This window comes from Planktothrix prolifica NIVA-CYA 540, from assembly GCF_963864145.1.
In the GTDB taxonomy this organism is placed as follows: domain Bacteria; phylum Cyanobacteriota; class Cyanobacteriia; order Cyanobacteriales; family Microcoleaceae; genus Planktothrix; species Planktothrix agardhii.
Genome location: NZ_CAWLTW010000001.1, coordinates 4,112,322 through 4,132,422, shown reverse-complemented (window position 1 = coordinate 4,132,422; position 20,101 = coordinate 4,112,322). Strand labels below are relative to the sequence as shown.

Below are 20,101 nucleotides of genomic sequence, written 5' to 3'. Positions count from 1 at the left end.
CAAAGCTAGACGGTGAAGTCTTTCCTCCGAGACTCCGGCGTTCCCTCCCCCCCTAGCCCCCCGTGCACGGGGGGTTTGGGGGGGTTTGGGGGGCTGTTCCGGTGTTCCCTGCTATATCAATAAAACCCACACCCATTCTAAACTATAAATTAAAAAGTAGTATCTGTCTTTTGATATAAATTAATCAAAAAAATATGAGTTTTTTATCTAAAATTTAAAATAATTTTACTAAAATCAGGTTTAAAAAAAAATTGTTATTATCAAGGGCAAGTCTTGAGATATTTTTATGAAAAAATTTTTACTGCGTATGTTTATTGGGCTTCTATTTGCCCTATTTGGATTAATCAGTTACTACACCAATGTTGAAAAAAATCCGATCACAGGAGAAGTACAGCACGTTAGTCTTTCTCCCCGTCAAGAAATTGTTTTAGGACTCAAATCCAGAGGACAACTAGCGGAACAGTATGGGGGTTTATATCCCGATTCCACATTACAAAATTATGTCGATGAAGTGGGATTGCGGGTTGTGCAGAAATCGGCGGCGGCTCAATCTTCCTATCCTTTTGATTTTCACCTATTGCATGATCCCAAAATCGTTAACGCCTTTGCATTACCCGGAGGACAAGTATTTGTGACTATGGCTCTATTTAATCGTCTCAACTCCGAAGCTCAACTGGCGGGGGTTTTAGGACATGAAGTCGGTCATGTGATTGGCCGCCATGGTTCAGAACATCTGGCTAGACAACAGTTAGGGGCGGCTTTAGTCAATGCGGTGGGAATTACGGCCAGTGATGACCCTCGGAATGCCCAACAAGCGGCGATTGTGGCTCAAGCGGTGAATCAATTAGTTAACCTTAAGTATAGTCGTGCAGATGAATTAGAAAGCGATCGCTTGGGGTTTGAATTCATGACGAAAGCTGGTTACAGCCCCAAAGGTTTAGTAGAACTAATGCAGATTTTAGGGTCTGCTAATTCGGGGGGGTCTCCACCAGAATTTTTGAGTACCCATCCTAACCCCGGTAATGGGGTAGAACTCCTACAGGCTATAATTACTAAAACTTATCCGCAGGGGATTCCCCCGAATTTAGAAGAAGGACAAGAGCGCTTTGCTCAAGCGGTTCTCACTAACCACTCACAAAATTAACCCCATGAACTATTGGATTTTATATTGGATTTTGATTGTTTTTATGATGGTCGGGATTATTGGAATTGTTGTTCCTTTATTACCTGGAACCAGTTTAATTTTAGGCGCTATTTTAGTTTGGGGAATTGCTACAAAATTCACGGGAATTGTGGGGCCGATGATTGTGGTAATTTCGATTTTAATTTTAAGTATGGTGATTGTCTATTTAGCGACAATTTTGGGATTACAACAGTTTGGGGCGAGTAAATGGGCGCAGTTCGGAGCAATTATTGGATTGGTTGTGGGATTATTCGGACTTTTACCCGCTTTACCCTTTGGAGGGCCGTTATTAGGGGTTTTAATTGGGCCGATTTTGGGTGCTTTTATTGGGGAATTTCTATATCAACGGGATGTTAAATTAATTGAACGAATCAAGCCAGCTTTTAAGGCTAGTATTGGTGTTTTTATCGGTTCAATTTTAGGCAATGTGATTGAATTGGTCTTAGGAATTGTTGCCGTTGGTATTTTTGTTATTAAGACTTGGCCGTTGGTTTCCACATTGCAACCTTAAAGAATTACGAATCGGTAATAGGTAATACTGATAACTCTTAAACTGATGACTGATGACTGATAACTGATAACTGATTAGGGATTGATTTTGAGTGTGGCTTGAATTTCAAGTAATCCAGGGGATAAAATTAAGTCTTGAATTTTGATATCTGAACCTAGATCAATGATATAATTATCTAGGTGCAGTTCAGTATCAATGTCATAAATTTGGACTTTGGGCTGAACCAACATCAGTTCACGGAAATTAGCAATTTCTAATCCGGTTTTTAATTGAAAAAATAATAGTTCACCTGAGTCGAAAAGCAGTTGGGCGTTTAGAATTAGATGATCGGTTTCTATAAGAATTTGGGTATCTTGAATCCGTTGAACCGATTGCACCCAAGAATCATTTTGCTGATTTTGGAGATCATAAGTAGACTGGGATGAAGATTGGGTCAAAGCGATCAACAGTGACAAAACAAACTCGTTTAATGCCTGGACTAACATTGGAGCTTGTAGGGATTGATTCAGATCCAATTGATGTAAGTGTAGATTTCCGGTGACAAAAAAAGGTTCTAACAGGTGTAAAGGTTGACCTTTTAAAATTTGACCCAGATTAAACCGAATATTTGACCCTTGTAATTGGACTTGAGTTAAATGTAACCCCTGATAGATGGCATTCTCCGCAGCGACAGACACCCCTGGAATATCCCCGGACAGCAGAGAACGATTACTACCTTCGATATTGAGTTGTAGGTGATCAATTTTGTCAACTTGCGATCGCAACCAAAGCCCAATTGCCTTTGATAATATACTTCCAATTAAGGGTTTGGCCCCAGTCTGAATCAATGCCATAGCTACTCCAGAATCACCCATCCCCACATTATTCCACACCAAACTCAGATTGATAGTAGGATTAATTGCGGATTGCTGTAATATTTGTACATAGTCTCCCTTGGTTTGAATAGATCTACCATTAGTCAAGGACAGTTACCGATCAGCATGGATGAAAGGCTACAAAAAATTATGGCTCAATGGGGCATTGCCTCCCGCCGTCACGCCGAAGAAATGATTCAAGCGGGACGGGTACGGGTGAATGGCAATTTAGCCGAGTTGGGACAAAAAGCCGATCCGAATTGCGATCAAATTGAGGTCGATGGGAAGTCAATTAAACCCAACTACCGACCTGAGCCAGTCTACTTATTACTCCATAAACCGATAGGAGTTGTATCGACTTGTTTAGACCCCAACGGACGACCTGCCGTTTTGGATCTACTTCCGCGTAAAATGCGAGTAGGTCAAGGCATTCATCCGGTTGGACGCTTGGATGTCGATTCTACAGGGGCATTATTACTGACCAACGATGGAGAATTAACCTTTCGTTTAACTCATCCTCGTCATTTGATTCCTAAAACTTATCAAGTCTGGGTTGCCGGAAATCCATCGGATTCAATATTACAGGCTTGGCGTCAGGGTGTGCTATTGGCAGGAAGAAAAACATTACCTGCTCAAGTTCGGTGTATTCAACAAAATTCAGATCACCAGACTTTATTGGAAGTGATTTTATATGAGGGTAGAAAGCGGCAAATTCGCCGAGTTGCCGAACAGTTAGGTTATCCAGTAATTAAATTACACCGAACTGCCATTGGCTCAATTCAACTCCAACCTCCTGAAAAATCCCCATTGCCAGAGGGTCAATATCGTTCTCTGAGTGCCTGGGAAATTGAGTTCTTACGAAATCCCATTTCATCCCCATTGGTTAGTGTGCCCGTTCACCCTGTAGACATCAAGGAGTAAATGATTATGAAAACTGATTTATTTGTCTTACCGTTTAAAATGGCTAAAAATCCTAGCCCAACCCTTAATTCCTATGATCCTGAACTGATTCAGCGATTAGTAGAAATTGGAGGACAACTCAGAGAAACTCGTCTCGGTCATTCCCTCTCTTTAGATATGGTAGCGGCTTACACTCGAATCCGTTCCCATTTATTACAATCTTTAGAAGAAGCTAGGACAGAACAACTCCCAGAACCAGTTTATACTCAAGGGTTAATCCGTACCTATGCTGATGCTTTGGGTTTAAATGGAGTAGAACTGGCTAACTTTTTCCTCCCCGAACCTCAAAAAGTGGGGATGAAATCAAAACTTAATTTCTTGACCCTTCCACAATTAAGACCCACCCATCTTTACTTAACTTATATCCTATTAATTATTTGTGCGATTAATGGGGTTTCTTATCTGAATAAAACCGCTAATTTTGCGAGTGTATCGGGTGAACCCGTTGCCACAACCAACCCACCAGAGGTTAATCCTCAACTTCGTCAGGCGGTCGTTCAGCCAAAAAAACCATCCACTTCCGCTAGTCAATTCGTTTCTTCTCCCCCATCTTCAACGACCCAAAAGGTAACAACAACCGTTGAGAAAGTATCTGAAACGGAGTCCTCCGCCCAATCAAAAACCGAAAAGACAGTAGAAGTGGGGATAGTGGCGAAAGATCCCTCCTGGGTAGTTATTGAAGTGGATGGTAAAACCGCATTTGAAGGTACCTTAGAAGGGGGAACACAACGCAGTTGGAAAGCGAAAGATAAGGTTGTTGTGTTTACTGGAAATGCTGGAGGAGTTCTCGTAACCGTTAATAACGGAGAAGCCAAAAGTCTTGGGGAACCCGGTCAGGTTCAAGAAGTGGTTTTCAAAGCTGAAGATTTATCGAAATTATAATTCCCACCTTCCCCCAGTCATCAGTTAACAGTCATCAGTTAACAGTCATCAGTTAACAGTCATCAGTTAACAGTCAACAGTTAACAGTCATCAGTTAAGAAGTTTACAGTTAAGAAGTTTACAGTTAATTTATTAACTCCTGAACTGATAACTGATACCTCTTACACTGTTAACTGATGACTGATCACTGATAACTGATTTAACGACCGTAGGTTTCGGTTAGAAACTTGAGGCGTTCTCCGATTTCTTCGGTTAATACTCCGGGTTGAAAACGCCAAGCCCAGTTACCTTCGGCTTCTCCCGGCATATTCATTTTTGCTTCACTCCCTAAACCCAAAATATCCTGGAGGGGGAAAATCGCTTGATTTGCCACACAGGACATGGCTAACCGAATTAAATCCCAGTGAATGCCATAACCGGAGGTGCAACCTAAATAGCGGGTGACTCGGGCTTGTTCCTGTAAACTACGACGGTTAAACCAACCCACCGTTGTATCGTTGTCATGGGTTCCGGTATAAACCACCCAATTTGCTGAACCGTAATTATAGGGTAAATAGGGATTACCGGAACCGGAATCAAAGGCAAAATGTAGAATTTTCATCCCGGGTAAACCATATTTATCCCGCAATTCTTCCACTTCTTGGGTGATAACTCCCAAGTCTTCGGCGATAATTGGTAATTCGCCTAATTTCTCATTTAATAAACTAAAAAAGGCATTTCCCGGTGCGTCTACCCATTGACCATTCATAGCGGTTGTTTCCCCTTGAGGAACGGCCCAAAATGATTCTAAACCCCGAAAATGATCAATTCTAACTAAATCTAAATAGCCTAATAAAGATTCAATTCGTTGCAGCCACCAATAGAATCCGTCCTGTTGCAAACGTTCCCAATTATAAACTGGATTTCCCCACAATTGCCCGGTGGCACTAAAATAATCCGGTGGAACTCCAGCCATTAATGCGGCTTCTCCGGTTTCTTCATCTAAACAAAAGATTTCAGGATGTGACCAAACATCGGCACTATCATGGGCAACATAAATCGCTAAATCTCCAAAAATTTGGATGCCTTGTTCATTGGCATAATGTTTGAGTTTTGACCATTGTTTGAAGAATTGAAATTGGAGAAATTTATGATAATAGATAGGTTTGGCTAACTTTTCTCCCCATTTATGTAAGGATTCCTGTTTTCGCAGGGCAATTCCTGTTTCCCATTCATTCCAGCTTTCTCCATTAAATGCCTCTTTAAGTGACATAAAAATGGCGTAATCATCTAACCAATAGTTACTGCGGGAACAAAAACGATTAAATTCTTCTTCCTGTTCTTCTGTGGCATTGGTTTTAAAGGTAATACAAGCTTGATGAAATAGTTTTTCTTTAAAGGCTTTAACCGCGTCAAAATTAACAATATGATCGGGAAAATGCGGCGGATTTGCTAAGTCTTCATCGGTTAATAATTCATCCTCTTTTAAGAGTTCTAAACTAATTAATAAGGGATTTCCCGCAAAAGCAGAATAGGATAAATAAGGAGAATTGCCAAATCCAGTCGGGCCAAGGGGTAAGACTTGCCAAAGTTTTTGGGCACTTTGTTTTAAAAAGTTAACGAACTGATAGGCAACCGGGCCAATATCTCCAACGCCAAAGGGACTGGGTAAGGATGTGGGATGCAGTAGGATACCGCTAGAACGGGGAAATGACATAAGGATTAACGATAGAGGTTATACAAATTTGCCAGGGATCAAGTCAAGTTGCAATTGAACATCACATCAACAGATTAGATCCATCTTCTTGATCTTACGACTAAGGGGAAGTCCTTTTTTATAAATTTTTTCAGGGAGCAGTGCAATAAGGATCATGTTCAGAGGGTCTTTATTCTCTTTCAGTAGAGGAGGCTTGAAGATTAAATCATGAATTTATTATGAAATTATTATGATTCATTTATGAATAAAACTAGCAATTTTAGCGGATAAAAATACTTGAATATAGAAAGATTTTATGGTAAATTCAAAATAATAAAGTCCGGTTCCATCATTTCTTTGATCCGATTAAGTTCTATTAAAATTATGCTCACTGCTTTTACGGCTGCACTCTTACTGATTACTATTTCGGAACTTGGGGATAAAACATTTTTTATTGCGGTTATTTTATCATCAAAATATAACAGAAAAGTTGTATTTGCTGGAGTAGTCGCTGCCTTGGCAACGATGACAGTTATTTCCGTGGCGGTGGGACAGATATTTTCCTTTTTACCTCAGATTTATATTCATTATGCCGAGATTATTTTGTTTGCTCTGTTTGGGGTAAAACTCTTGTATGATGCTAGTAAAATGCCCAAGGAATTGGGTACAAATGACGAACAGGTAGAAGCGGTAGAAGCGGTAGAAAAAGCAGATAGTAAGTTTGCTAAAGGCAAAACTAAATGGAAAATTTTATTAGAATCTTTTATATTAACTTTTGTGGCAGAATGGGGCGATCGCACTCAAATTGCGACGATTGCCTTAGCGACCTTTCATAACCCGATAGGGGTGATTATGGGGGGAATTGTCGGCCATACTATTTGTGCGGCTATTGCGGTCTTAGGAGGGAAATTAATAGCCGGAAGATTATCGGAACGGACGATTACTATTATTGGGGGTTGTTTGTTTTTGGTGTTTAGTGCGATCGCATTATTCAGAGGGGTTGAAAGTTCCGTTGCTTAAGATTAACTTTCTAAAGCATTAAGAGCTTTAATTGTGGGTTCAAATAAATCGCTTACAATTAGATAAATTAACGGTTAATCATCAAACCCTTGATTAACTCTAGTTTTTTGATTAACCCTTCCTGATCTATCCAACCCACATAGCCACCGAATTGAAGTTGATCATCACTATCTAATACATAAACATGATGCACGTTAATAGCATTAACAAATAAATAAATTTTCCCACTTTTATCAGGAAATTTTAAATAAAGATCTGCCTTTGAAATATTATAGTTATTATAATTGCGTTGAATTCCCATCACTTGAGATATAGGTGTCATCCCCTTAACTTGAGATAAATGGTGAATTACGGTTTTTAAGAAATTTTGAAAAATCACTTTTTGTTGATTCAAAATATTATTAGTAATTAATCGAGCAGTTTGAGAACAATTCCAATAATTACTATGGGCATCACTAGAACCTAAAACCATTGCTAAGTCAGGTTGACCTAAACTTCTAGCTGTTTTTTCAGCCAAGTTAACATCCTCTAATAAATACTCATCTGTAAATTTCAGACAACTATTTTCAGCTAGATGTAAACTCGCTTTTAAAGGATAGGCAATTAAGTCCGAAGCATGAATTAAATTGAGCCATCTTAAAGGCTGTTCAGAAGAATAGGAATCAGCCAATTGATTGACTTTTTCGGGACGCACATCTAACATCATGTTAATTAATAAAATGGGCGAACCCATAAGGGTGATACTCTTCAAATTAACCTGATTTTTAAGTTTCACATCTGTCTGATTTTCCAATTCTCGAATCATAGCTCGAATAGATAAAGCGGGATCTTTCGCTGAAAATCGATCTGAAAATAAAATATCCCATAAAATCACAGTTCCTAACGAATGGGCAACAATATGAAGTTCAGAATCATTGGGGTTTTCCTTAATAAAATTATAGAGTTGTTGAGCGATTGTTTTGCGAATTTCTCGACCCTTATCAGGATTCATATAGGTAAAGAAATCTCCAAGAAATTGAGAAAATAAGCCTTCTCTAAAGGTTCGATATCGAAAAATCTCTTCACTAGCAATTTTAGGATATTTCTTTTTAACGGCTGCTAAATCATCATCAATACCATTCCATATTTTCCCTATATCTGTTAAAGCAGAACCCCAAAAACTAGCATAAAAATGAGGATTCTTTTCTTCCCGGTGACTAAATTCTGTTTTGATAAGTTGTTGTAAATTTGATGAGTAGCAAGCATCTCTGGTGGCGACACCATGAATAAAAAATACAAGCATAATCGAGAATAGGTAAAGTGTTTTAGGGTTGAGTTAGTATTTAATTATAGTATAGCAATTATAAATGATTAAACCAATCATGATCAATTTCAACCACTTCAATCATTTTTGTTTTGAGATTTAATATTTTTTTTTAGACTAAACCATTATTGTCAAGTTGATTCAAAATATTATTAGTAATTAATCTAGCAGTGTGAGGACAATTCCAATAACTATTATGGGCATCACTAGAACTCACAGCCATTGCTAAGTCATTTTGACCTAAACTTCTAGCTATTTTTTCAACCCAGTTAGTATCCTCTAATAAATACTCATCTTCAAATTTTAGATAACTATTTTCAGCCAGATGTAAATTCGCTTTTAAAGGATAAGCCATTAAGTCGGAACCATGAATTAAATTAAGCCATCTTAAAGGCTGTTCAGAAGAATAGGAATGAGCAAATTGCTCGACTTTTTCGGGACGTACATCTAACATCGTATTAATAAATAAAATGGGCGAACCTATGAGCGTGATACTGCTCAAATTAACCTGATGTTTAAGTTTTACATCTGTCTGATTTTCCAATTCTCGAATCATAGCTCGAATAGATAAAGCGGGATCTTTCGCTGAAAATCGATCTGAAAATAAAATATCCCATAAAATCACAGTTCCTAACGAATGGGCAACAATATGAAGTTCAGAATTATTAGGGTTTTCCTCGATAAAATCATAGAGTTGTTCAGCGATGGTTTTGCGAATTTTTCGACCCTTATCAGGATTCATATAGGTAAAGAAATCCCCCATAAATTGAGAAAAGAAACCTTCTCTAAACGATCGATATTTCAAAAACTCTTCACTATCACTTTTAGAATATTTCTTTTTAGCGTGTGCTAAATCTTCATCAATCCCATTCCATATTTTCCCCATATCTGTTAAGGCAGAACCCCAAAAACTAGCATAAAAATGAGGATTTTTTTCTCCCCGTTGACTAAATTCTGTTTTGATAATTTGTTGTAAATTTGATGAGTAGCAAGCATCTCTTGTGGCGACACCATGAATAAAAAATACAAGCATAATCGAGAATAGGTAAAGTGTTTTAGGGTTGAGTTAGTATTTAATTATAGTATAGCAATTATAAATGATTAAACCAATTTTGATCAATTTCAACCACCTCAATCATTTTTGTTTCGACTCCTAAATTCAAATCTTTGAGAATTTGACAAAGTTGTTCCCCATCAATTAAATCTAATACAGGCGCACCGTCACGGGTGGCTTCTTGTTTGGCTGAACTGGTAAAAGTTCCTGTGGTTAAAAATAAACCTTTATCGGTTCTTCCTACCATAGCACCTCGGAAATCTCGAATTTCAGAAGGGCCAACAGAACCCGTATAACGTTTACATTGAAAGAATACTTGAAAACTCAATAAGGCAATTTTTAAGACTCCAATTCCATCAATTCCCCCATCTCCTTTTCTTCCGGTTACTTCAACTTTAATAAATCCAGATTCTCTTAAAATTCGTTGACATAATCTTTCAAAACTATCGGGAGGAATTTGTTGTAAAATTTTCAAGAGTTTTTCTGTCCAAATATCTGAGTCAATAGGAATTTGATCGTTAATTTTTATAAACTCATGCTCTGACGTATTATTCGTAAAATCAATATTAGAGGGAGTAATTTTTATTCCTTGATCATTTTTATTTCCTGAAATTAATTGAGATTTCTGTTGTGTTGATTTCTGAACAACTTTATTAATTTCTGTAATATCAATTGCTTCGAGGTTACGTCCTTTTTCGGTTAAAGACCAGACCCCTCGACGTACATTTTCTAATGCGCCATAAATTCTTAAGTTAGTTCTAGCCCAAGCTAAACGATAAGCAATTTCTGTATTCGGCCCTTGTTTATGTAGTATATTTTGTTGAGCATCTGAAAAATTTCCAAGTTCGCAGACTTTATCATAAATTTCCTGAACAGTTCCAGAACCACCTAAAGTTTTTAGAGCTTTTATGAGTGGTTCTATCAAATCACTAAGGCTTGGAATAATAGGGGATTGATTCATGGTTTGAGAAGTTGCGATCGCATCAACCTACTATGATACACTATAAGTTAGAGACATCTATCCTGAATTAGAAAAATAATTAAACTATAAAAACATTCCTAATGCTGAAGCAAATTAACTTAAAAAACTGGAAAAGTTTTAAAGAAGCAACCTTATATATAGATCCAATTACTATTTTAATTGGAACTAATTCTAGTGGCAAATCTAATATTATTGATGCTTTGGATTTTTTAAGTCGTATTCCCGAAGCAAAATCCTTAGAATCTGCTTTAATTGGTGATAGTCATACCCCAGGAATTCGAGGAGGGTTAGAATGGGTAGTTAGAAAACCTGAAACTCAGTTTACCTTAGAAGCAGTTATTAGTGGAGAATATAAACAGGAAGATGAGAAAGTTGAATTTGATTGTCTTTATAGTATTACAAGTGAAATAGAACCTAAAATACAATTAATTCATGAATTTATAAAATTACTTAAATCTAATGAGAATAATGGAATTAATAACTCATCAGAAAATACGGTTTTAGAAGTTCTCAAAAAAATATTTATTATTAACCCAATTCCTCAGAATATGAGAGACTATTCTCCACTATCAAAAATTTTAGAACAAGATGGTTCAAATATTGCTGGAGTTTTAGCCGCCTTTCCTGAACCGGAAAAAGAAAAAATTGAACAAACTTTACTCAATTATTTATCCCAACTTCCTGAAGGAGATTTACAACGAGTTTGGGCGGAACCTGTGGGAAGATTAGGCAGTGATGCCATGTTATATTGTGAAGAAAAATGGGGTGAAAATCAAGAACCTTTATTAGTGGATGCGAGAGGAATGTCCGATGGAACATTAAGATTTTTAGCGATTTTAACGGCTTTATTAACTCGTCCCGAAGGTAGTTTAATTGTGATTGAAGAAGTTGATAATGGTTTACATCCTTCTCGGGCTGGTTTGCTTTTGAAAATGTTAAAGGAAATAGGAAAAAAACGGAATATCGATATTTTAGTCACAACTCATAACCCGGCTTTAATGGATGAATTAACCCCTGATTTTATTCCTTTTGTTATGGTTGCTTATCGAGATCAAGATACAGGAGAAAGCCAGTTAATTCCCTTAGATGAAATTGAAAATTTACCGAAATTGATGGCTTCAGGTTCTTTGGGAAAAATCACCCAAGAGGGATTATTAGAAAAAAGTTTAGCTAAACATCGGGAATAGAAATAATGATAAAAGTATTAATTTTTGATACTTCTATCCTGTGTGTTTGGTTAGGAGTTCCGGGTAAAGAAACCTGTGGTTCAAAAGAAAATTATTGGGATAAAGCCAAAGTAGAGGAAATTTTACAACGAGAAGAAAAATTAAAAACAACGTTTGTTTTACCGTTAGCTTCTATTATTGAAACAGGAAATCATATTGCCCAATCTTCTAATCTACGATATGAAACTGCTCTAAAATTAGCAGAATTAATGAAATTAACGGCTGATAATCAAACCCCTTGGGCTGCATTTACCCAACAGTCAGAGTTATGGAATTCTGAACAAATTAAACAACTGGCGGATGAATTTCCTCAGTTAGCCACGCAAAAATTATCCCTCGGAGATGCAAGTATTAAGCGAGTTGCAGATTATTATGCAAAGTCAGGTTATGAAGTAGAAATTCTGACAGGAGATGGAGGATTAAAGTCCTATGAACCTGCAAAACCTCCCTTAATTCCTCGGCGCAAACAAAAGTAAATTTAAGCATCCCCCGTCATAAGTACCTGAACAAAATTAATTACACATCCTCTACCCTGTTCCCTCCCCCCCTAGCCCCCCGTGCACGGGGGGTTTGGGGGGGCTGTTCCCTCTCTCAACTAGGTAATTTATTTTGTGCAACTACTTATCAAAGATTAACGGGGGATGATTTCAATTACTCATAAGCATCCATTGGTAAGCAGGAACAGATAAAATTGCGATCGCCAAAAGCATTATCAATTCGTCCCACAGACGGCCAGAATTTATGTTCTTTTGTCCAGGGGGCGGGATAGGCGGCTTGTTCCCGGGAATAGGGACGATTCCATTCGCCACAAAGCAGGGAAATTGCCGTATGGGGCGCGTTTTTCAACATATTATTAGTGGCATCCATCGCCCCCGATTCTATCTGGGAAATCTCCTGATAAATGGCAATCATCGCATCACAAAACCGATCTAATTCCGGTTTAGATTCGCTTTCAGTTGGTTCTACCATCATGGTTCCAGCTACTGGCCAAGAAACCGTGGGGGCATGGAATCCATAGTCCATTAATCGTTTAGCAATATCATCAACTTCAATACCCGCAGATTTCTTCACGCCCCGCAAATCTAAAATACATTCATGGGCAACAAATCCCTGATTTCCCTTGTACAAAATCGGGTAATATTTATCTAAACGACTGGCAATATAATTCGCATTTAAAATTGCCAATTTTGTCGCTTCTGTTAATCCCTTTGGCCCCATCATGGCAATATACATCCAAGAAATCACCAGGATACTCGCACTCCCCCAAGGGGCGGCGGAAACAGCCCCAGTTTGACTTCCTGGGATGTCTACAACCCCATGACCGGGGAGGAAGGGAACTAAATGGGAGGCGACCCCAATCGGCCCCATTCCTGGCCCACCGCCCCCGTGGGGAATACAGAAGGTTTTATGCAGGTTGAGGTGGCAGACATCGGCGCCAAAATCCCCAGGGCGACATAACCCGACTTGGGCGTTCATATTTGCCCCATCCATATAAACCTGTCCGCCATTGCTGTGAATGATATTACAAATGTCTTCAATTCCGGTTTCAAATACGCCGTGAGTTGAGGGATAGGTAATCATTAATGCAGCTAAATTTTCGTGATATTTTTCGGCCTTAGCTTGCAAGTCATTAATATTAATATTTCCTTGATCATCACAGGCAACAGAAACTACTTTAAACCCGCACATCACCGCACTAGCAGGGTTTGTACCGTGGGCAGATTCGGGAATTAAACAGATATTTCGGTTTATCTCTCCCCGACTTTCATGGTAGTGACGAATTACTAATAATCCGGCATATTCCCCCTGGGAACCTGCATTTGGTTGTAAAGAAATCCCGGAAAATCCTGTTATTTCTGCTAACCAATTTTCTAATTGTTCAAACAGAATTTGATAGCCTTGGGTTTGCTCTTTTGGGGCGAAGGGATGGAGTTTTCCCAATTCTGGCCAAGTTACCGGAATCATCTCCGCCGTGGCATTCAATTTCATTGTACAGGAACCCAAAGGAATCATGGAAGTAGTTAAGGATAAATCCTTAGTTTCTAAACGATGAATATAGCGTAGAAGTTCGGTTTCTGAATGGTAACTGTTGAAAACCGGATGGGTTAAATAGGCAGATTTTCGGATAAATGGGGTAAGATTTTCTGATGGGTTTAAGACATCTTCAACCGTAAACTTTAATTCAGATTCGGCAAAGATTTCCCATAAATCAATGATATCATTAATTGTGGTAGTTTCATCTAAACTAATACCAACGGTTTCGGAATCAATCACTCGGAGATTAATTTCTTTGGTTTGGGATGCTAACAGAATTTCCGTTAAGGATTTTTGCCCTAATTCTACTTTAATTGTATCAAAAAATGGTTCTGTTCCCATTGCGTAGCCTAACCGTTTTAAGCCTTCTGCTAAGGTTAGGGTTAACTGATGGATATTTTGGGCGATTTCTTGAAGTCCAGACGGCCCATGATATACCGCATACAAACTAGCAATTACCGCTAATAATACCTGGGCTGTACAAATATTACTGGTAGCTTTATCGCGGCGAATATGTTGCTCACGGGTTTGTAATGCTAACCGTAACGCCGGGTTTTCTTGAGCATCTTTAGAAACACCAACCATCCGACCGGGGACGTTGCGTTTATAGGTTTCTTTGGTAGCAAAATAGGCCGCATGGGGGCCGCCATAACCCAATGGAACCCCCAACCGTTGGGTACTTCCGACGGCAATATCTGCTCCTAATTCCCCAGGAGGTGTTAATAGGGTTAAACTTAAAATATCCGCCGCCACTGTAACTAAAGCGTTATGTTTATGGGCGGTTTCTATGAAGTTACGATAGTCATAAATTGTGCCATCAGTAGTAGGATATTGTAGTAGACATCCAAAGATAGATGTGCTAAAATCAAAGGTATGATGATCTCCAATAATAATCTCAATGCCTAGGGGAATCGCACGGGTTTTAACTACGTCAATGGTTTGAGGGTGACAATCTTGGGAGACAAAAAATCCCGTAGCTTTGGTTTTAGAAACCGCATAACTTAGACTCATGGCTTCGGCGGCGGCCGTAGCTTCATCGAGTAAAGAAGCGTTAGCTATTTCTAATCCAGTTAAGTCGATAATTAGGGTTTGAAAGTTTAGTAAGGCTTCTAAACGACCTTGGGCAATTTCAGCCTGATAGGGGGTATAAGCCGTATACCAACCGGGATTTTCTAGGATATTTCTTTGAATCACTCCGGGTGTGATACAATCGGAGTATCCCATGCCAATAAAAGAACGATAGACTTGATTTTGAGAGGCGATCGCTTTTAATTGATTTAAAGCCGCATATTCGGTTTGAGCTTCTGGTAATTTTAAGCTATAATTGAGGCGAATAGTTGAGGGAATTGTTTGATCAATTAAAGTTTCTAAACTAGAAACCCCCAACAATTCTAACATTTGTTGAATCTCAACAGGATTGGGGCCTAGATGCCGTTTGGCAAACCCCTGGAATTGAGGAGCTTTTTCGTTACCCTTGGGGGCGGAATATGGCATGGTTTCCATCTGGGTGCTCGCTGAGGAAGTAATCTCTAACATGAAACTCCGAATGATTCAACTATTTACTTTTCCTAAAATTAGTTTAGCAAAGTTTGAAGAAAAGAGATAGGAATAGTCGATAAATTCTCTGTGTCTTTGTGTCTTCGTGGTTAAATTAATCTTGATCCTCGCTCCTACTTTTGAATCATTAATTTATAGCCTTGAGGATCAATTTAACCACCAAGACACCAAGACACAAAGGAATTGTTAATAATAACCTGCTTATTATCTATATTCTGGTTGGTGAAAGTGTTCAGAAGGTTCTCCTGGGAAAAAGTTAGTGTCTAAAACTTGGTCTAGGGTATAGGGACATTCCGTGGGAAAATCCTGATCATTCAGGGAGGTTTCGCGTACAGCTAAGTCAATGCCACTTTGATAACCTTTGTGTAATGCTTCAGGAAGATAGGGTTTTAAACTGGGATTTTCTGTTAATAAATAGCCAATCTCTCGGCGTTGTTCGCGCAGGGTCACAAACCAACTTTTAGAGCGTTTATTGGGTTGAAACTGCCACTTGAGTAAATGACCGAGTAAAATTCCTAAACGGTTTTTTAACTCCTGGCGTTGTTGCTTTCCCAAAGATTGAATCTCCTCAGCCAAATTGATAATATCAAGGTGATCTAATGCGCCTTCCCGTAACAGTTTGGCTTGTTGCTGTGTCCATCCATAAAAGTCTTGTTCATAAAGAGAGAAACCTGTTTGAAAGGATGCGCTCTGTTTTGTATCCATAATATTAATTCAGAGGATAGTAGGAATTATATTGTTTTTTAAAATAGGTGTCAAATTGTGCGATCGCAACTTCAACAAAAAAGCAAGCACATCTTTCTTCCGGCTTCGGGATATTACCAGAGAATAAAAAGTACGAGGAGAAAATATAAATTTTCTGCTATAATGGGTAAATAATGGCGTTCCACTAGATGGCTATGTCTTCCATAGAAATTACACAGGCAATTTCACAAATTTCGGAATTATTTGATTTAGCTTTAAATGGAGAAGAAATTATTATTACAGAAAATAAAAAACCTTTGTTGAAATTGGTTTTATTTCGGCAAAAACAATCTCAACGTCCGGCTTTATTTGGAACAGATAAAGGAATTATTTCTATTACTGATGATTTTGATGATCCTTTAGAAGAATTTCAAGATTAGAAATGCAAGTTTTATTAGATACTCATGCACTGATTTGGTTTTTCTCAGGGAATGAAAAACTCAATGGGACGGCGCGAAATTTAATTGAAGATATAAACAACATCAAATATATTAGTGTGGCAAGCGTTTGGGAGATGGCAATTAAGCAAAGTCAAGGAAAACTAACTTTATCGGTATCATTAGAGCACTATATAGCAGAAAAACTCCAGCTAGAAGATTTTAATTTACTACAAATTAAACTGAGTCATTTAAACTTGGTTTGTCAATTACCTTTTTATCATAAAGATCCCTTTGATCGATTGTTAATTGCACAAAGTATCGTTGAAAATATTTATATTATTAGTCAAGATTCTATATTTAATTTATACCCAATTCACAGAATAGAGTAAGTGTTTGTGCATAGTGATCGCTCCGTTTCATTCTACTCTTATTTCTAAGTAGAAGTACGGGAGATCGGATTAATTTAACCACCAGAAACCCTCAGAAACCGGGTTTCTTCAACTATCTTTTGATGATTCAACAAAGCTGATGACAGAAACCCGGTTTCTGCCTTAAAAACCTTTATAAGTGGGTTTCCTGGCGTTAGTGGGACTAGGACTATTTAGTTGACTTGTACCACACACCGACTAAAATACTACTTTAACGATTATAATTAACCTGGGATTGCTATATTTTTGACATCAACTCAAAAAATCCTCAATATGAATATCTATTGCACTCGTCCCGGTTGCCTTGGGCCTGATAACCATTTCCCAGACTTCCAATATAATATTACCCCAGAAAGGCAACTGTTTTGTCGTACCTGTGGGATGCCATTAATCTTAACTGCAAAGGGACGACATTATCAACCCTTCCAAGCGTTGGGAAAGGGAGGATTTGGAGCCACTTTTTTAGCCGTTGATTTAGATTCAATTAATCAACGGTACTGTGTAGTAAAGCGATTAGAAATTGAACCTGGTTACACACCGGAAGATGTTAAAGGGATTAAAAAAGCTTTTGAACGGGAAGCCAAAGTTTTAGCCGAATTACATGGTAATCAACAGCAAATTCCTGACTTCTACGAATATTTTATCTTAACAGCACCCCAATTTAATTCCTATATTTCACAAGATTGCAATTATTTAGTTCAGCAATATATTAAAGGTAAAAATTTAAGTGAGGAATTAAAGAAACAAGGTTGTTTTTTAGAAAACCAGATTTTAGAAATCTTGCAGCAAATTTTACCGACATTAGAGTTTATTCACAATCAAGAACTGATTCATCGGGATATTAAACCGGATAATATTATTCGCCGTGAGGATAATCAAAAGCTTTATTTAATTGATTTTGGTGCAGTTAAACAAGTCACCCGAGGAGTAATATCTCCAGAAAAATCTATAGGGTTTAGGACTAAGGGATATGCGCCACCCGAACAAGAAGCTGGACAACAAGTTTATCCATCCAGTGATTTATACGCACTGGCGGCTTCTTGTGTTCAATTACTTACTAATCAACATCCACAAAATTTACGCCATACTTATACTCTCAAATGGAATTGGAGATCTAAATTTTCTGGTGTTAATCAGGATTTAGCTAATATTTTAGATAAAATGCTCAAACCTGATCCTAGTCATCGGTTTCAGTCGGCAAGGGATGTGATAACGGCTCTAAATAATAAAAATCAGGCTCCAAAACCTAATGGTTATTCCAGAAAGAAGAATGCTAAGACAACAAGAATTATCAGTCAATCCCAACCTCGAACTTTATTAATTTTAGCAATTGTTTTAACAATAATTGTAATTGTAATTACTCAAATTATTCCTCGTCTTAAATTGGGATATAGTGCGCCCATAACTCTATTAACATCGCTACCCACAAGAATTATGAGTCAATCCCAACCTCAAACTTTGTGGATTTTAGCAATTGTTTTAACAATTATTGTAATTGTAATTACTCAAATTATTCCTCGTCTTAAATTGGGATATAGTGCGCTCATAACTCAATTAACATCGCCACCCAAAACAACACCCCCCAACCCCTCAGCCCAACTCCCCTGGCAAAACCCCACCCTGGTTGCTACTTTCACCGGACATTCAAATTTGGTCAGGTCTGTAGCCTTCAGTCCCGATGGTCGGACGTTAGCCAGTGGGAGTGCGGACAACACGATTAAATTGTGGGATGTGCAGAGCCAAGGGCAAATTGCTACTCTCACCGGACATTCAGCTATTGTCACGTCTGTAGCCTTCAGTCCCAATGGTCGGATGTTAGCCAGTGGGAGTGATGACAACACGATAAAATTGTGGGGTGTGCAGAAGCAACAGCAAATTGCTACTCTCACCGGACATTCAAGTGCTGTCTACTCTGTAGCCTTCAGTCCCGATGGTCGGACGTTAGCTAGTGGGAGTGATGACAAGACGATAAAATTGTGGGATGTGCAGAGCCAACGGCAAATTGCTACTCTCACCGGACATTCAAGTCTTGTCTTGTCTGTAGCCTTCAGTCCCGATGGTCGGACGTTAGCCAGTGGGAGTTTTGACAAGACGATAAAATTGTGGGATGTGCAGAGCCAACGGCAAATTGCTACTCTCACCGGACATTCAAATTTGGTCAGTCATGTTTTCGTCAGGTCTGTAGCCTTCAGTCCCGATGGTCGGACGTTAGCCAGTGGGAGTGATGGGCTTGGGCTGTTTCGCAGCACGATTCAATTGTGGGATGTGCAGAGTCAACAGGAAATTGCTACTCTCACCGGACATTCAGGATTGGTCAGGTCTGTAGCCTTCAGTCCCGATGGTCGGACGTTAGCGAGTGGGGGTGGAGGGCTGTTTCGCAGCACGATTCAATTGTGGGATGTGCAGAGCCAAGGGAAAATTGCAACTCTCGACAGACATTCATCTTTTTTCAACCCTGCACCCCTCGCCTTCAGTCCCGATGGTCGGACGTTAGCCAGTGGGAGTTGGGACAGCACGATTAAATTGTGGAAAGGACGGTAGGGGTAGATTTATTTACTTTGAATTTCCTTTGCCAAACCGGGCCAATTTTTATCAGCTTTAGTAATATTTCCAGGGATATCCTTTGCCCAGCGCTGTTGAATTTTGGGATTAGCATTTAAGTAGAGCTTCCCATCCACAATTTTCCAGGCATTCGGGTCAATGGGTGCGGTATAACCTTGACTCACCGCCCAAGCACAAAATCCCCCATATTCAGGAGCATATTTTTCAGGATTTTGAACAAATAAATCTCGATTTTCTGCCGTAGAAAATTGCCAATTAACATTCCTCCATTGATAATTAAAATTAGGATTCCCAGGAATAGCTTGCCCTTGTTGAAAATAGGCAACAACATCAAACCCTTTCAAAGCTATCGAATTTTCGGCATAAAATACTCCCGAAATCCACTCAGATGGCGTAGAATTTGGAGTATTTTGGGGTGGGGGTGGGGTTAAATTAGAATTTGAATTAACCGCAGGTTGAGGACTGGAAATAACAGTTTCCACGTTAGGATTAGAACTACAACTAACTGTCAATCCCAGTATCAATATTGAAGACGTGATTAAAATTGTAAGAGTTTGGTAATTCATCGTTTTGACGCTAAAAGTAGGGGAGGTTACAGAAAATTTTTTGCTCTTATTTATAGTTTTTGNCTCTCTCGACGTACGTACGTACGTACGTACGTACGTACGTACGTACGTACGTACGTACGTACGTACGTACGTACGTACGTACGTACGTACGTACGTACGTACGTAGTACGTACGTAG

18 protein-coding genes are annotated in these 20,101 nt (G+C 38.7%); 10 read left to right on the top strand and 8 right to left on the bottom strand.

Annotation, left to right across the window (positions count from 1 at the left end):
* The first annotated feature begins 286 nt into the window (after positions 1–286).
* Together AC559H_RS18160 and AC559H_RS18155 are read left to right on the top strand one after the other, a co-directional pair.
* On the top strand, positions 287–1,144 hold the full coding sequence (locus tag AC559H_RS18160) for a M48 family metalloprotease (RefSeq protein ID WP_026795369.1): 858 nt from the start codon (positions 287–289) through the stop codon (positions 1,142–1,144).
* Positions 1,145–1,148: 4 nt separating this feature from the next.
* The gene (locus AC559H_RS18155; protein WP_026788147.1) at positions 1,149–1,694 is read left to right on the top strand and encodes a DUF456 domain-containing protein; all 546 of its coding nucleotides are present in this window, start codon (positions 1,149–1,151) and stop codon (positions 1,692–1,694) included.
* A 74-nt stretch (positions 1,695–1,768) separates the two neighbouring features.
* Here the strand turns inward: AC559H_RS18155 and AC559H_RS18150 are convergent, their stop codons facing one another.
* Positions 1,769–2,656, bottom strand: a complete 888-nt coding sequence (locus tag AC559H_RS18150; RefSeq protein WP_051319762.1) for an LmeA family phospholipid-binding protein — start codon at positions 2,654–2,656, stop codon at positions 1,769–1,771.
* A gap of 18 nt (positions 2,657–2,674) precedes the next feature.
* Here AC559H_RS18150 and AC559H_RS18145 point away from each other — a divergent pair, with 18 nt between their 5' ends.
* Together AC559H_RS18145 and AC559H_RS18140 are read left to right on the top strand one after the other, a co-directional pair.
* Positions 2,675–3,469, top strand: coding sequence for a pseudouridine synthase (locus AC559H_RS18145; RefSeq protein WP_026788148.1), 795 nt, complete (start codon positions 2,675–2,677; stop codon positions 3,467–3,469).
* Between the two features lie 6 nt (positions 3,470–3,475).
* Positions 3,476–4,390 carry a RodZ domain-containing protein gene (locus AC559H_RS18140; protein ID WP_026795370.1) on the top strand — a complete coding sequence of 305 codons (915 nt, stop codon included), beginning with the start codon at positions 3,476–3,478 and terminating at the stop codon, positions 4,388–4,390.
* 199 nt (positions 4,391–4,589) lie between these two features.
* Here the strand turns inward: AC559H_RS18140 and malQ are convergent, their stop codons facing one another.
* A complete protein-coding gene (malQ, locus tag AC559H_RS18135; RefSeq protein WP_026795371.1) occupies positions 4,590–6,086 on the bottom strand; it encodes a 4-alpha-glucanotransferase in 1,497 nt (498 codons plus the stop codon).
* Positions 6,087–6,449: 363 nt separating this feature from the next.
* Between malQ and AC559H_RS18130 the strand changes: the two genes are divergently transcribed.
* Positions 6,450–7,085 carry a TMEM165/GDT1 family protein gene (locus AC559H_RS18130; RefSeq protein WP_026788153.1) on the top strand — a complete coding sequence of 212 codons (636 nt, stop codon included), beginning with the start codon at positions 6,450–6,452 and terminating at the stop codon, positions 7,083–7,085.
* 67 nt (positions 7,086–7,152) lie between these two features.
* On the opposite strand, the gene AC559H_RS18125 is transcribed toward AC559H_RS18130, so the two are convergent.
* The 3 genes from AC559H_RS18125 to AC559H_RS18115 all read right to left on the bottom strand — a co-directional run bounded on the left by AC559H_RS18125 (position 7,153) and on the right by AC559H_RS18115 (position 10,403).
* A complete protein-coding gene (locus tag AC559H_RS18125; RefSeq protein ID WP_026795372.1) occupies positions 7,153–8,367 on the bottom strand; it encodes a hypothetical protein in 1,215 nt (404 codons plus the stop codon).
* 133 nt (positions 8,368–8,500) lie between these two features.
* Positions 8,501–9,421 carry an alpha/beta hydrolase family protein gene (locus AC559H_RS18120; RefSeq protein ID WP_036833451.1) on the bottom strand — a complete coding sequence of 307 codons (921 nt, stop codon included), beginning with the start codon at positions 9,419–9,421 and terminating at the stop codon, positions 8,501–8,503.
* Between the two features lie 58 nt (positions 9,422–9,479).
* A complete protein-coding gene (locus AC559H_RS18115) occupies positions 9,480–10,403 on the bottom strand; it encodes a restriction endonuclease (protein WP_071782753.1) in 924 nt (307 codons plus the stop codon).
* A 101-nt stretch (positions 10,404–10,504) separates the two neighbouring features.
* Between AC559H_RS18115 and AC559H_RS18110 the strand changes: the two genes are divergently transcribed.
* Together AC559H_RS18110 and AC559H_RS18105 are read left to right on the top strand one after the other, a co-directional pair.
* Positions 10,505–11,611: an AAA family ATPase gene (locus tag AC559H_RS18110; protein ID WP_026795374.1), complete on the top strand. Its 1,107-nt coding sequence runs from the start codon at positions 10,505–10,507 to the stop codon at positions 11,609–11,611.
* Positions 11,612–11,616: 5 nt separating this feature from the next.
* The gene (locus AC559H_RS18105; protein WP_026795375.1) at positions 11,617–12,126 is read left to right on the top strand and encodes a hypothetical protein; all 510 of its coding nucleotides are present in this window, start codon (positions 11,617–11,619) and stop codon (positions 12,124–12,126) included.
* A gap of 175 nt (positions 12,127–12,301) precedes the next feature.
* On the opposite strand, the gene gcvP is transcribed toward AC559H_RS18105, so the two are convergent.
* Together gcvP and AC559H_RS18095 are read right to left on the bottom strand one after the other, a co-directional pair.
* Positions 12,302–15,187, bottom strand: a complete 2,886-nt coding sequence (gcvP, locus tag AC559H_RS18100) for an aminomethyl-transferring glycine dehydrogenase (protein ID WP_422630669.1) — start codon at positions 15,185–15,187, stop codon at positions 12,302–12,304.
* A gap of 258 nt (positions 15,188–15,445) precedes the next feature.
* Positions 15,446–15,946: a DUF29 domain-containing protein gene (locus AC559H_RS18095; protein ID WP_042154484.1), complete on the bottom strand. Its 501-nt coding sequence runs from the start codon at positions 15,944–15,946 to the stop codon at positions 15,446–15,448.
* Positions 15,947–16,134: 188 nt separating this feature from the next.
* Here AC559H_RS18095 and AC559H_RS18090 point away from each other — a divergent pair, with 188 nt between their 5' ends.
* The 3 genes from AC559H_RS18090 to AC559H_RS18080 all read left to right on the top strand — a co-directional run bounded on the left by AC559H_RS18090 (position 16,135) and on the right by AC559H_RS18080 (position 19,334).
* Positions 16,135–16,365 (top strand): type II toxin-antitoxin system Phd/YefM family antitoxin, encoded by a 231-nt coding sequence (locus AC559H_RS18090; protein ID WP_233423098.1) that lies wholly within the window; start codon positions 16,135–16,137, stop codon positions 16,363–16,365.
* Positions 16,366–16,367: 2 nt separating this feature from the next.
* On the top strand, positions 16,368–16,754 hold the full coding sequence (locus AC559H_RS18085; RefSeq protein WP_026795379.1) for a type II toxin-antitoxin system VapC family toxin: 387 nt from the start codon (positions 16,368–16,370) through the stop codon (positions 16,752–16,754).
* Positions 16,755–17,066: 312 nt separating this feature from the next.
* Positions 17,067–19,334, top strand: a complete 2,268-nt coding sequence (locus AC559H_RS18080) for a serine/threonine-protein kinase (RefSeq protein WP_081696194.1) — start codon at positions 17,067–17,069, stop codon at positions 19,332–19,334.
* Positions 19,335–19,342: 8 nt separating this feature from the next.
* Here the strand turns inward: AC559H_RS18080 and AC559H_RS18075 are convergent, their stop codons facing one another.
* Entirely contained in the window at positions 19,343–19,837 is a 495-nt protein-coding gene (locus AC559H_RS18075) for a YHS domain-containing (seleno)protein (RefSeq protein WP_237746370.1), read from the bottom strand.
* Positions 19,838–20,101 lie beyond the last annotated feature (264 nt).

Coding starts and splice junctions, on each gene's coding strand:
- AC559H_RS18085 (WP_026795379.1), top strand. CDS start 16,368: ATGCAAGTTTTATTAGATACTCATGCACTGATTTGGTTTTTCTCAGGG.
- AC559H_RS18115 (WP_071782753.1), bottom strand. CDS start 10,403: ATGAATCAATCCCCTATTATTCCAAGCCTTAGTGATTTGATAGAACCA.
- AC559H_RS18140 (WP_026795370.1), top strand. CDS start 3,476: ATGAAAACTGATTTATTTGTCTTACCGTTTAAAATGGCTAAAAATCCT.
- AC559H_RS18125 (WP_026795372.1), bottom strand. CDS start 8,367: ATGCTTGTATTTTTTATTCATGGTGTCGCCACCAGAGATGCTTGCTAC.
- AC559H_RS18155 (WP_026788147.1), top strand. CDS start 1,149: ATGAACTATTGGATTTTATATTGGATTTTGATTGTTTTTATGATGGTC.
- AC559H_RS18160 (WP_026795369.1), top strand. CDS start 287: ATGAAAAAATTTTTACTGCGTATGTTTATTGGGCTTCTATTTGCCCTA.
- AC559H_RS18090 (WP_233423098.1), top strand. CDS start 16,135: ATGGCTATGTCTTCCATAGAAATTACACAGGCAATTTCACAAATTTCG.
- AC559H_RS18095 (WP_042154484.1), bottom strand. CDS start 15,946: ATGGATACAAAACAGAGCGCATCCTTTCAAACAGGTTTCTCTCTTTAT.
- AC559H_RS18105 (WP_026795375.1), top strand. CDS start 11,617: ATGATAAAAGTATTAATTTTTGATACTTCTATCCTGTGTGTTTGGTTA.
- gcvP (WP_422630669.1), bottom strand. CDS start 15,187: ATGGAAACCATGCCATATTCCGCCCCCAAGGGTAACGAAAAAGCTCCT.
- malQ (WP_026795371.1), bottom strand. CDS start 6,086: ATGTCATTTCCCCGTTCTAGCGGTATCCTACTGCATCCCACATCCTTA.
- AC559H_RS18130 (WP_026788153.1), top strand. CDS start 6,450: ATGCTCACTGCTTTTACGGCTGCACTCTTACTGATTACTATTTCGGAA.
- AC559H_RS18120 (WP_036833451.1), bottom strand. CDS start 9,421: ATGCTTGTATTTTTTATTCATGGTGTCGCCACAAGAGATGCTTGCTAC.
- AC559H_RS18080 (WP_081696194.1), top strand. CDS start 17,067: ATGAATATCTATTGCACTCGTCCCGGTTGCCTTGGGCCTGATAACCAT.
- AC559H_RS18110 (WP_026795374.1), top strand. CDS start 10,505: ATGCTGAAGCAAATTAACTTAAAAAACTGGAAAAGTTTTAAAGAAGCA.
- AC559H_RS18145 (WP_026788148.1), top strand. CDS start 2,675: ATGGATGAAAGGCTACAAAAAATTATGGCTCAATGGGGCATTGCCTCC.